Annotated in this window: 10 protein-coding genes and 1 tRNA gene; 6 read left to right on the top strand and 5 right to left on the bottom strand. The window is 66.5% G+C overall.

The window, feature by feature from the left end:
* The first annotated feature begins 55 nt into the window (after positions 1–55).
* The 3 genes from kdgK1 to pyrE all read left to right on the top strand — a co-directional run bounded on the left by kdgK1 (position 56) and on the right by pyrE (position 5,222).
* A complete protein-coding gene (kdgK1, locus tag J2751_RS06090) occupies positions 56–1,021 on the top strand; it encodes a bifunctional 2-dehydro-3-deoxygluconokinase/2-dehydro-3-deoxygalactonokinase (protein ID WP_209484295.1) in 966 nt (321 codons plus the stop codon).
* 233 nt (positions 1,022–1,254) lie between these two features.
* The gene (locus J2751_RS06085; protein WP_209484179.1) at positions 1,255–4,581 is read left to right on the top strand and encodes a PAS domain-containing protein; all 3,327 of its coding nucleotides are present in this window, start codon (positions 1,255–1,257) and stop codon (positions 4,579–4,581) included.
* A gap of 89 nt (positions 4,582–4,670) precedes the next feature.
* Positions 4,671–5,222, top strand: a complete 552-nt coding sequence (pyrE, locus tag J2751_RS06080) for an orotate phosphoribosyltransferase (protein ID WP_209484177.1) — start codon at positions 4,671–4,673, stop codon at positions 5,220–5,222.
* 2 nt (positions 5,223–5,224) lie between these two features.
* On the opposite strand, the gene J2751_RS06075 is transcribed toward pyrE, so the two are convergent.
* Entirely contained in the window at positions 5,225–6,187 is a 963-nt protein-coding gene (locus J2751_RS06075) for an AAA family ATPase (protein WP_209484175.1), read from the bottom strand.
* A gap of 109 nt (positions 6,188–6,296) precedes the next feature.
* On the opposite strand from J2751_RS06075, the gene J2751_RS06070 reads away from it, so the two are divergent.
* From J2751_RS06070 to J2751_RS06060, 3 genes are all read left to right on the top strand, one after another.
* Positions 6,297–6,381, top strand: a tRNA-Ser gene (locus J2751_RS06070).
* A gap of 11 nt (positions 6,382–6,392) precedes the next feature.
* Positions 6,393–6,614, top strand: a complete 222-nt coding sequence (locus J2751_RS06065; RefSeq protein WP_209484173.1) for a hypothetical protein — start codon at positions 6,393–6,395, stop codon at positions 6,612–6,614.
* A gap of 62 nt (positions 6,615–6,676) precedes the next feature.
* Complete coding sequence (locus J2751_RS06060; RefSeq protein WP_209484171.1) at positions 6,677–7,039, top strand: group I truncated hemoglobin; 363 nt, start codon at positions 6,677–6,679, stop codon at positions 7,037–7,039.
* A gap of 11 nt (positions 7,040–7,050) precedes the next feature.
* Here J2751_RS06060 and J2751_RS06055 read toward each other — a convergent pair whose 3' ends face one another.
* The 4 genes from J2751_RS06055 to J2751_RS06040 form a co-directional block, all read right to left on the bottom strand.
* Positions 7,051–7,362, bottom strand: a complete 312-nt coding sequence (locus J2751_RS06055; protein ID WP_209484169.1) for a hypothetical protein — start codon at positions 7,360–7,362, stop codon at positions 7,051–7,053.
* Between the two features lie 521 nt (positions 7,363–7,883).
* Complete coding sequence (gene htpX / locus J2751_RS06050; protein WP_209484167.1) at positions 7,884–8,753, bottom strand: zinc metalloprotease HtpX; 870 nt, start codon at positions 8,751–8,753, stop codon at positions 7,884–7,886.
* 64 nt (positions 8,754–8,817) lie between these two features.
* Positions 8,818–10,554, bottom strand: coding sequence for an archaellar assembly protein FlaJ (gene flaJ / locus J2751_RS06045; RefSeq protein ID WP_209484165.1), 1,737 nt, complete (start codon positions 10,552–10,554; stop codon positions 8,818–8,820).
* 5 nt (positions 10,555–10,559) lie between these two features.
* A complete protein-coding gene (locus tag J2751_RS06040; RefSeq protein ID WP_209484163.1) occupies positions 10,560–12,233 on the bottom strand; it encodes a type II/IV secretion system ATPase subunit in 1,674 nt (557 codons plus the stop codon).
* Positions 12,234–12,288 lie beyond the last annotated feature (55 nt).

Genomic DNA, 12,288 nt, shown 5'->3' with positions numbered 1-12,288 from the left:
TGATACTCCGGTGTGGATCGCCGGGTATGGACACGGGAACGACCGCGTCGGCCGGGTGGTCGGCGTGACGGATCTGGTGACGTTCGGCGAGACGATGCTCCGGCTCTCGCCCCCGCGCGGCGACCGTCTGGAGACCGCCCGCGAGTTCGACGTACAGGCCGGCGGCGCGGAGAGCAACGTCGCGGTCGGCGCTGCCCGCTTGGCTGCCGACGCCGCGTGGCTCTCGAAGCTTCCCGACTCCCCGCTCGGTCGGCGGGTCGTCGGCGAGCTCCGAAGTCACGGCGTCCGGACCGGGGTTGCGTGGGCGGACCCCGCCGGGAGTCGCGTCGGGACCTACTACCTCGAACACGGCGGGGAGCCGCGCGGGACCGACGTGATCTACGACCGGGCCGACGCCGCGATCACGACCGTCGAGCCCGCGGAGCTGCCGACCGGCGTCTTCGAGTCGGCGACCCACTTCCACACGACCGGGATCACTCCAGCGCTCTCCGAGACGACCCGGGAGACGACGACCGCGCTGCTGCGGGCGGCGGGCGAGGCGGACGTAACCCGTTCGTTCGACCTGAACTACCGGTCGAAGCTGTGGGACCGAGCCGCCGCGCGGGAGGCCTACGAATCACTGTTCGAGCACGTCGACGTGCTGTTCGTCCCGCGGCGTGACGCGCGAAACGTCCTCGATCGCGAGGGCGACGCCGTCGAGATCGCCCACGGCCTCGCCTCCGAACACGGCTTCGACTGCGTGGTCGTCACCCGAGGTGCCGAGGGAGCGGTCGCGCTCCGGGACGGATCGGTCGAGAAGCAGGGCGTGTTCGACGCCGACACCCACGACGCGATCGGGACGGGCGACGCGTTCGTCGCCGGCTTCCTCGCGAAGCGGATCGCGGGCGGGGACGTCGCCGCGGCGCTCGAATGGGCGGCCGCGACCGCGGCCCTGAAACGCACCGTCGACGGCGATCTCGCGGTCGTGACGCCCGACGAGGTCGAACGCGTCGCCGACGGCGAGAGCGGTATCGACCGGTAACACGGGACGTATCGATCCCACCGGACGGACGAATCGATCGACTGTCGAAGAGCTCCCCGAACGACCGGATCCGAATATCGGATCTGACTATTCGCGGGAAACGGTTATTATCTCGGTGACGGAACTACGGGTCGTGCTCGAAACGACCGATCGACCCTCCTGTGGATCCGTGGACGGGTCGCTTCCGCGCCACGGATCGACCGGTCTCGGACGGGATCGTCGGGGGGTGAGGGATGGACACTGAGGGTCGACCGGTACACGTCGGAACCCCGGTCGACGAGCCGTGGGGCGAGCTCCCCGACGGGACGCGAACGATCGCCGACGTCTCCGAGGCCCCGGGGAGCCCGGAGGACGCGGGTGGCGAGCGCGACCTCGTCGTGGTCCGCTTGGACGACGGCGGTGTGACGGACGAGACCGCACGAACGGCCCGGCTCCGGCGGGTTCGCGAGCGGTTCCCGGACGCGTCGGTGCTCACGTACACCGTCGACGACGACGTCGACGCCGCGAACGACGCCGGACGACACGACGCCACGTACGTCTCCGGACGGCGGTTGGCAGCCGACGGCGAGACGCTTGCCGATCGAGTCGGGCGGGTCGACCCCCCTACGGGTGACGAGCGGACCACGGGCCGGAACACCAACGACGAGTTCCTCGAACGGTTTCTCCGCGCCACCGCGGACCGGTCGACCGACATCGAGACGAAGATCGATCGGCTCCTCGAGATCGGCCGCGAGCGCCTCGATCTGACGATCGGATTTACCTCGCGGATCGAGGCGGACCGGTTCGAGGTCACCCAACAGCTCGGTGCCGACGAGCTGTTTCAGTCGTTCATCGACGCGGACATGGTCAGTCCCGACGGCACCGTCGGGCTGGAGACGACGTACTGCCGCCGGACGATCGAGGACGGCGGAACGACGGCGTTCACGAACCCGGAAGAGGACGGCTGGAGCGACGACCCGGCCTACGAGCTATTCGGGCTGGAGACGTACATCGGCGGGCGAGTCGTGGCCGAGGGTGAAATTCTCGGAACGCTGTGTTTCGCCGACGAGGAGACGCGTGACCGCTCGTTCACGGACGACGAGCGGCTGTTCGTCGAGCTGCTCGCCGAGTGGCTCGGTCAGGAGTTCGAGCGCCAACAGGCACGGGACAGACGGGAGGCAGCGACGACGCGGTTGGAGAACACGCTCGAACGGATCGACGACGCGTTTTTTGCGCTCAATGACGACTGGAAGTTCACTTACGTGAACGAGAAGGCGGCCGCGCTGCTGGATCGCGACGCGGACGCCCTCGTGGGGACACACGTCTGGAGCGAGTTCCCCGACGCCCTCGGGCAGCAGTACGAGTCCGCCTATCGGAAGGCGATGACGACACAGGAGCCGGTCAGCTTCGAGGATCACTACGAGCCGCTCGACCTCTGGACCAACGTCCGGGCGTACCCCTCCGAAGACGGTCTCTCCGTCTTCTTCACCGACGTTACGGACCGAAAACGTCGTGAGGAGCGGTTGGAGCAGCTGCTCGGGACGGCCGAGCGACTCCAGCGCGCCGAGGACGCCGAGGAGGTCGCAACGCAACTGGTCGGTGCCGCGAGGGACGTGCTCGGGTATCAGACCAACGGCGTCGAGCTGTACGACGAGGACGCGGGGACGCTGGAGGTCGTGACGTGGAGCGACGAGGCGGCGGATCAGCTCGGAGAGTGGGGGCCGCGGCCGATCGGGGCTGACACCTCGGGTGAAGCGCTCGAAACCGGCGAGCACGTCGTCAGCCCGGACGTCACCGAGCGGGACGACGGCCGGGACTACGGAGAGGTCCGATCCGTGATCGCGGTCCCGCTCGGGACCCACGGCGTGTTCTCGGTCGGGTCACCGGAGACGGACGCGTTCGACGAGGACGACCTCTCGGTCGTGAAGCTGCTGGCGACGACCGCGACCGCCGCGTTCGACCGGGTCGACAGACAGCGTCGGCTTCACACCTACGAGTCGGCACTGGAGAACGTCGACGACATGGTGTGCGTGCTCGACTCGGACGGGATCGTGACGTACGCCACGGCCCCGTTCGCGGCGTGGCTCGGCGTCGACCGCGAAACGCTCATCGGGCAGTCGCTCGGGGGCCAGCTGTCGGACCCGGACACACACGACGCCCTCTCGACCGGGGAGGGCGGGACACACACGGTCGACGAGGCGATCACGTCGCTCGGGCGTAACGGGGAGCACGGAGGTGCCGAGACGCTCGCGATCGACGTGACTGTCGAGAGACGAGCCGTCGGAAACGGGGGACTCAGCGATGAACACCCCGTAAACGGGACGGTTCGAGACCACGGGGAAGGCGACGGGCGACGGCGAGGGGAACTCCGGCTATCGCTGCTGGACGACGGATCCGGCGAGGTCGTCGGATCGCTCGTCGACACGACCGACCTGTACCGAACCCGGACCGAGCTCACCCGCGAGCGCGGTCGGTTCAACCGATTGTTCGAACGACTCCCCGATCCGGTCATCGAGGTCGTTCACGGGGCGGACGATACGACGATCCAGTCCGTCAACCCCGCGTTCGAGTCGCAGTTCGGCTACGACGAAGCCGCGCTTCGGGGACGACCGATCGGCGATCTTGACCTCCGATACGACAGTCTCGACCCCGATAAGTCAACGACTGACGGTTCACCGACTGACGGTTCACCGACTGACGGCTCACCGACTGACGGCTCAACCACGGGCGAGGCCTCGATCGATCGGCGCGTCCGTGAGGAGGGGTACGTCACCGACGAGATCCGGCGGCGAACGGTCGACGGTCCCCGCGAGTTCCTCTTCCGTGGGTTCACCTATGAGGCGCCCGACGAGACGTACGCGTTCGGTATCTACACCGACATCACGGACCGGAAACACCGCGAGCGCTACCTGAGCGTCGTCAACCGGATCCTCAGGCACAACCTCCGAAACGAATTAAACGTCGTGTTCGGGTTTGCGAGCGAGATCGCCGACCGGACCGACGACGAGACGATCGCCGACTACGCCGATCGGATCGAGACGACGGCAAAGCGACTCTCCGGACTGGGGGATGGCGCACGAGAGATCAAGGAGATCGTCGAGCAGGGATCGAACGAGCGACCCGGACCGGTCCCCGTTCGACCGGCTGTGGAGTCCGTTGCGGCACGGTACGCCGAGGACCACCCCGACGCGCGGATCGACGTGTCCGTCCCCGAATCGGTCACGGTCCGTGTGGACGACCGGTTCGACCGGGTGCTCGATCACCTCGTCGAGAACGCGATCGTTCACGCGAGGGGGGACGCCCCCCGAGTGTCGATCACCGCGGAACACGACCCGGTCCGCGGGGCGGTAACGGTGCGCGTCGCCGACGACGGGCCGGGGATCCCGACGGAGATCCGCGAGGTGGTCTCGGGCGACGCGGAGATCTCCCAGCTCAAACACAACTCCGGGATCGGCCTGTGGATCGTCGCGTGGGTCGTCGAGGCGTACGGCGGGACGGTCGGGTTCGAGCCCGGGATCGACGGCGAGGGGACGACCGTCCGGCTCCGGCTCCCGGCCGCGGATCCCCCGACCCGGGACTGACGGGAACGACACCGGTTCCGCCTCGGCTCCCGCCGCTCCGTCGCGACCGTTCCGACCGGTTTATTACCGCGCCACGACCCCGTTCGGACATGATAGACGACGAGCGACGGGCCGACCTGATCGCCGCGTTGCGGGCGGCGGACGCGGTGCGGTTCGGCGAGTTCGAACTCTCACACGGCGGCACGAGCGACTACTACGTCGACAAATACCGCTTCGAGACCGACCCCGACTGTCTCGGACTGGTCGCCGACGCGTTCGCCGACCGGCTGGCGGAACCGGACGCGAAACTCGCGGGCGTTGCGCTCGGCGCGGTCCCGTTAGTCGCGGTGACCGCCGACCGGCTCGGCCGACCGTACGTGATCGCGCGAAAGCAGGCCAAGGAGTACGGCACCGGCAACCGGATCGAGGGGCGACTGGCGGACGGCGAGCAGGTCGTCGTGTTGGAGGACATCGCCACGACCGGCCAGTCCGCCGTCGACGCAGTCGACGCGCTCCGAGAGGCGGGTGCGGTCGTCGACCGCGTCCTCGTCGTCGTCGACCGCGAGGAGGGGGCAACCGAGCTGTTAGCCGATCACGACGTCGAGTTGGAGTCGCTGCTCACGGCGTCGGAGCTGCTCGCCGATCGAGACAGAGAGTCGTAACGTCAGGCCTCGGGCGGGTCCACCGTCGGCACCGCGATCCGATCGAGCACGTCGCGGATCACGTCGCGTTCGTCCACGTCGTTGACGGTCGCGTCCGGCGTCATCACCAGCCGATGAGCCAGCGTCGGCTCCGCGACGCGTTTCACGTCGTCGGGCGTAACGAACGACCGACCGGCGAGCGTCGCGGCGGCGCGAGCGGCCTCGAACAGCCGCTGTGTGCCGCGGGGAGAGACCCCGGCCTCGACCCGGCGGTCCTCGCGGGTCGCCCGCGCGAGCGACGCCATGTAGCCGAGCAGGTCGTCGTCGACGCGGACCGTCTCCGGAACGCTACGAAGCTCGGCCACCGCCTCGGCGTCGAGCACGCGCTCGACGGCCGGGCTCCGGTCGGTCCGGCCGGCTCGGCGACGGAGGATCTCGATCTCTCCCGCCTCGTCGGGATACCCGAGCGACGTCTTCACCATGAACCGGTCGAGTTGGGCCTCGGGAAGCGGGAACGCTCCCTCGCTCTCGACTGGGTTCTGCGTCGCGATGACGTAGAAGGGGTCCGGGAGGTCGTGTGTCTCGCCGTCGACGGTGACCTGTCCCTCCTCCATCGCTTCGAGCAGGGCGGCCTGCGTCTTCGGCGGCGCGCGGTTGATCTCGTCGGCGAGCACGACGTTCGCGAAGATCGGTCCCGGCGAAAACGAAAAGGAGCCGTCGCCCTCGTCGAACACGTTCGTGCCGGTGACGTCGCTCGGGAGGAGGTCCGGCGTGAACTGGATCCGGGAGAACTCCAGTCCCAGCGCGGTCGCGAACGAGCGCGCGGAGAGGGTCTTTCCGGTGCCGGGCACGTCCTCTAAGAGCACGTGGCCGCGAGCGAGGATCCCGAGCGTGACGCGTTCGAGGAACTCCCGGTCGGCGACGACCGCGGATCCGACCTCATCGATGGCGCGGCGACAGGTGTCCGCAGCGTCGGGGACGTCCATACACGGCCCACGACGGCCGGACCGAAAAGCGTTGCCGGCGGTGCCGTCGTACCGCCACCCGATCGACGATCGAAACCCATAACATCCGAACCCGCCAATCCGGAGACGAGCCGAGGTAGCCTAGCCTGGCCAAGGCGGTAGATTCGAAATCTACTGTCCATTCGGACACCGGAGTTCAAATCTCCGCCTCGGCGCTCCACTCTTCATGCCCGATAGCGACACGATTCGGGGGATTCTCGTTCGGTTGGGATTCGCCGTCGCCGCGACCGTTCTCCTCGTCGGTGCCGAACGGGTCGGCCTCCTCGCGGAGGCCCCCGGCCGTGGCAGAGTCGTCCCGCTCGTCGCCGTGGTCATCGTCGGCTCGTGGCTTCTACTCGCGGTCATCGGCCTCGTCGCGCTGGCGCGTCGGATCCGGTCAGGGACGTGAGACGACCCGCGACCGCACTCGTGTGGGGAAAGAACCATACCGCGCCCTGATGAGCATACGGTATGTCAGAGGCGACGCTGTACGAACGACTCGGCGGCGAGCCCGCGGTCGGTGCGGTGGTCAACGAGTTCTACGATCGCGTCCTCGCGGACGAGCGCGTCGCGGAGTTCTTCGACGATGTCGACATGGCCGAACAGCGCTCCCACCAGACGAAGTTCCTGAGCGCCGTGACCGGGGGACCGATGCAGTACGAGGGCGAGGAGATGGGGGAAGCTCACGAGGGACTCGGCATCTCCGACGAGGAGTTCGACGTCGTTGCGGGCCACCTCGACGACGCACTCCGCGAGTTCGAGGTGGACGAGGCGGACCGGGAGGCGGTGATGGAGGCGGTCGAGGGGTTCCGCGACGAGATCGTCGAGGCGTGAGTGTGTCGTCCTCAGAGCCGGCCGCCGAGCGACTCCTGTTCGGATTCGGGATTCCCGCGGAGGCGACGCCGACGCTTGTCGTAGGCCGCTTCCAACTTGGCGTTCGTCGCGCGGGAGACTAAATAGAGGTCGGCCTCGTCGTCGTCGCGGGGGTGTGCGCTGGCGACCCACACGTGACCGTCACCGGTCGAGAGGTCGTCGGCCCAGCGCTCGGCGGCCGCACGGCTCTCGAAGGGATGGCGGGAGCCGTCCTCGAAGACGAGCCGCCCCACCTTCGCGTTGCGCTTCCGCGCGGAGGGTTTCACTGCGACGACGACGCTCACACGACGACCGTGGGCCCCCATCGAATTAAAAACCACGTCAGACGGACGGATCCGGCGAGGCGGGAACCGGCGAACCGCCGGCAGCGACGTTCATTTATAAAGGAACGATGCGGTTGGCGCGTCCCGGTTTGCGCCCTTTTAAGGGCGCAAACCGACGGCGCGAGGGAGTCAGGGGCGGTCGCCGAGCGGTTCCGGCGACCGCCCCTGACGAGGTTGGGGAGGCGTGAGGTGCGGTTGCTGTGCGGGGTGGGACTCAAAGGGGCAGTCGTGAGGGCGGCGCAGGTGACGCAAGGACCGCAACGAGGGAGCCTGCGACCGAGTGAGGACCGCAGCGAACGTGCGCCGCCCTCACGACTGGGGCTTTGGGAGGTGTTCACCGAAGAGCCTCTATCAGCGATTTATAAATGAGCGGCTGGGACTTGGGAAGCATCCTGCCCTCCGATTTATAAGGGAACCGTGCGGCTCAGCGGAAAAAACGTTCAAATCAGGACTGACCGCGATCGTTTATAACCCGATCCGACTTAGGCCGTCTCCATCTCGCGTTCCATCTCGCGGAGGCGCTCGATCCGCTTCTCCGAGGGCGGGTGCGTCGAGGCGATCCGGCCGATGAATCCCTTCGAGATGGGGAAGATGAAGAACGCGTTCATCTCGGCGCTCTCGCGCATGTCCTCCTCCGGAACGCGCTCCATCCCGCTGTTGATGCTCATCAGCGCGGATGCGAGCGCCCCGGGTTTCCCGGTGATCTGCGCCGCACCGCGGTCCGCGGAGTACTCGCGGTACCGCGAGAGCGCGCGGATCAGCAGGAACGAGACGATCCACACCAGCAACGACACCAGAATGGCGACGATGACGGGCGCACCCTGCCGGTTGTTGCCGCCGAGCAGCCAGCCCCACCGCACGATGAAGAAGGCGATGGTCGAGAGGAACGACGCGATGGTCATCACCATCACGTCCCGGTTCTTGACGTGCGCGAGCTCGTGGGCGACGACGCCCTCAAGCTCGTCGTCATCGAGCGTACGCAGGAGTCCGGTGGTCACCGCGACCGTGGCGTTCTTTTTGTTCCGGCCGGTCGCGAACGCGTTTGGGACCTGCGTGTCGGCGACGGCGACCGCCGGCTTCGGCAGGTCGGCCTGCTGGCTGAGACGTTCGACCATTCTGTGTAACTCGGGGTACTCATCGGGGTCGACCTCCCGGGCACCCATGCTTCGGAGCGCGAGCTTATCGCTGAAGAAGTACTGGGCGATCGCGAACCCGCCGAGCATGATCAGCGGGAAGAGACTGTTGCTGAAATAAAGGGTGATGAACCCGACGAACACGAGGTAGAGGGCGAACAGGAGGAACATCGTGAACGCCATCCGCCCACGAAGCCCCCAATCCGTGTCCCATTGCATACTCAACGATAGCGGTTCTGCGCGTTAAAATCTGCCGGACGCGGGTGGCGCGTCCGATCCGACCTCAAATCGAGAGGATCGCGTTCACCAGCGTCCGAGTCGCGATGGCGGTCACGGCCCCCAGCCACGTCAGGAGGACGAAGTGGATGTAGCCGTTCGCCGGGTTGCCGCCGTCGATCTTCCGGATCATCTGTGAGGAGAGCGCGGCGTTGAACAACACGACCGTCAACAGGAGGTACTCGATGAGCGGGATGTCGTACGCGCCGGGGTAGACGATCTGGCCGATGTCCATCTGGTCGAGCTCGAAGTCGGCCGTCAGCTCCGCGAGAATGGCGACGATCTCCAGTCCGATGAAGAAGGCGAACGTCGCCGCCGCCGTGATCCCGTACAGCAGCCCGATGAACGTGACGGCCGCCTGCCGGCGTTGCTCGCGCAGCTGGTTCGCGGCGTTCATGTTCTCCGATATCAGCTCGCCGAGCATCTGTGGGTCGCCACCCATCCGCCGGCCGACGAGGTACATCTCGGAGAACTTCTGGATGAGATACGACCGAGTGTCACGGCTGAACGACCGCCACGCCCCCTCGGTGCTGATCCGCATGTTGAGTCGGCGGTACAGTCGCGTGATCGCCGGAGAGAGCGCCCCGAAGTCCTTGTCACGGAGCGTCGTCAACACGTCCGTCGTCGTCGACTGCTTCGCGCTCTCGGTCGCGCCGAGCGCGCGAACGAACGAGGGAAACTCCCGGTCCCGAGCGGAGATGGCCTGCTCCTCCTGTCGAAGGACCACACCCGTGATGAAAAGCGGGGTGATGGGTACCGCGAGGTACAGCGGGAGCCTGACGTCGTCGATGAACCAGAGGAGTCCCGGCAGCCCCGGGCCGTACCCGAACATGCCGGCGGCCGTGAACCCGATGAGGAGAAAGGAGAGTCCCGCTCCGATCCCGAGCGACGCCCACAGTTTCAGGTCGCCGGGGGCACGCTCGTCGGGGTGATACCAGACCGGGTCGTACGGTGATGTCGCGCGGATCATCGCGTAAAAGCCGAGCTGGACGAAGACGAACAACACGATGACGGCCGCGACCGTCGCCGTCGGATCGTTTCCGGTTAAGATCGGGAGCACGATCGCGAACACCAGCGCGAACGTCATCGAGAGGATCATCGACATGTACAGGTCCTTCATCACCTCCAAGTTCGACAGCGAGGACTCGTACAGCGTCTCGTACTTGGCGAGCATTACGTCCTGCTCGGAAACGAGGAAGTCCTCCAGCGACTGGCCCGCCCCGAGCGTGTAGCCGAGCCGGTCGAAGAAGTCGGCCATCGCGTCCGACGGGACCTCCTTCGCTCGGCGACGGCAGGCGTCGTCGAGGCTCTGGTTCCACGTGTCGACGAGGCTGACGACGCGGCCGATCTCCTCGGCGGCGAGGCCGTACTCCTCCTCCTTTGCCAGCGTCCGGAACACCTCCATTCGGTCGATGTTCGTCGTCGACAACACGGTCATATGTGTCATCACCAGGTGGAGCTGGTTGTCGATGCGGTTCTCGACGCTGCTGAGGTAGATCTTGGGGTATATGATCGCCGAGACCAGCGTGAGCACGCCGAACATCGGGATCGGGATCCGCGCCTCCAAGGGAAGCGGGAGCACGAACAGGCCGGCAACGGTGAGCAGGAACACGACGATAGCCGGGGCGAGGACGTAGCCGACGTACTGGCGCTTCGAGATGTCGAGCTTCTCGTAGGAGTCGAGTATCTCCTCCGAGAGCCGCATCGCGGTCGCGAGTCCGTCGCCGGCCTGTTTCACCCCCATCGCGATCACCGAACGTTCCGGTGCATGTCGAAGGGCAGCCCCTCGACGCCGTCACGCTGGAACGCATCGATCGCCTCGTTGACCTCGTGGTACTCCATGATCCCCTCCTGGATCATCCGTTCTATCAGCTCCGCGCGGAAATCGAGGTCGTCGTAGATGTCGCGGGTGTCGGCGTACCCGAGCAGGGTCGCGATCTGCTCTTCGAGGACGTAGGAGTTGTTCATTCCTTGGAAGACGATGTCGTCCTCGACGGGGTCCCAGCTGAACACCTCACGGGTGACGACGCCGTCCATCTCCTTCGAGTACCCCTCGATCTCCTGGACGCTCGTCACCCGGCGCAACACCTCGTCGCCCTGCTTCACCCGGTTCTGGAACAGTGCCACGTCGGCGTTGTCCATGAACGTCTCGGGGACGTTGATCGGCTCGGAGGTGAACCGCTGGATCATCGAGACGATGTCGGACGCGTGGAACGTCAGCATCACGGGGTGACCGGTCTGGGCCGCCTGGAACGCCATCCGACCCTCCGCGCCACGCACCTCACCCACGATGATGTAGTCGGGACGCGACCGGAGCGCGGCGGCGACCAGATCGAACATGTCCACGTCGGAGGAGCCCTCACCGCCGCCCTCACGCGTCAACAGCTGCTGCCACGTGTTGTGGGGCGGGATGACCTCGGCGGTGTCCTCCGCGGTGTAGATCTTCGAGTCGCTCGGGATGTACGAGAGGATCGCGTTCAGCGTCGTCGTCTTCCCGGACGCCGTCTCCCCGACGACGAACACCGTCTGTTCGTTCTCGAGACAGAGCCAGAGGTACGCCGACAGCTCCGGCGACAGCGTCCCCCAGTGTGTGATCTGGTTGATCGACAGCGGCACGTCGTCGCCCTGCCGGATCGTGAGCGAGGAGCCTTTCAGCGAGACGTCGTCGGAGTAGATGATGTTGATACGAGACCCGTCGGGGAGCGTGGAGTCGACGATGGGGTCGGAGTCGGACAACGGGTCGCCGATCCGTTCGCCCATATTGCGCAGCCAGTTGTCGAACTCCTGTGGCGTCCCGAAGTCGACGGTCGTCTCCAACATGCCGAACGTGCCGTGATCGACGTGACACTCGTGGGGGCCGATGACGTGAATGTCCTCGTTCGCCGGGTCGCGCATCACCGGTTCCAGCGGACCGAGCCCGACGATGTCACGGTTGAGTCGGTAGCGGATGTTCTCGTAGGTCTCCTCCGTGACGGAGAGTTTCCCCATGTTGAACAGCTCCGAGACTGTCTGCTTCCAGCCGGTCTGTGCGCTCTGGATGTGCGTGACGTCGGCCAGCAGCTCCTCGATCAGATCGTCGTACTCGGCCTCGGAGTCGGGCGCGGCGTGGCCGCCGCTGGCCGTGAGCAGCTTGTTTTTCACCTCGTTGAGCACCGTCGCCTGCGGACCGGACATCTCCGGCTCGATGGCGTAGTACTTCGTGTCCTGTCCGAGGTCGCCGTACACGTGACAGTAGATCGGTCCCCCGACCGGATACAACACGTTGGGGCGGTTCGACTCGTACTCGTCTTTCGGCTCCTCGATGAACTGGGGAAACTCGCCGGTGATCTGTTTGAACTCCTTGAGGTGCTCGCGGAGGTGTGGTCGACGCATCGCTGCTTTCCGGAGTTCGTCCGACGGTTTCGCGGTTCCGTGTTCGGTCATGTCCCGTTCTCAGTTTCCGTCGTGGGTGGTCGCGTCCCGACCGCCGGGACGGCCG

Source organism: Halorubrum alkaliphilum, from assembly GCF_017873815.1.
Classification (GTDB): domain Archaea; phylum Halobacteriota; class Halobacteria; order Halobacteriales; family Haloferacaceae; genus Halorubrum; species Halorubrum alkaliphilum.
This window is presented reverse-complemented; position numbering and strand designations above follow the sequence as displayed.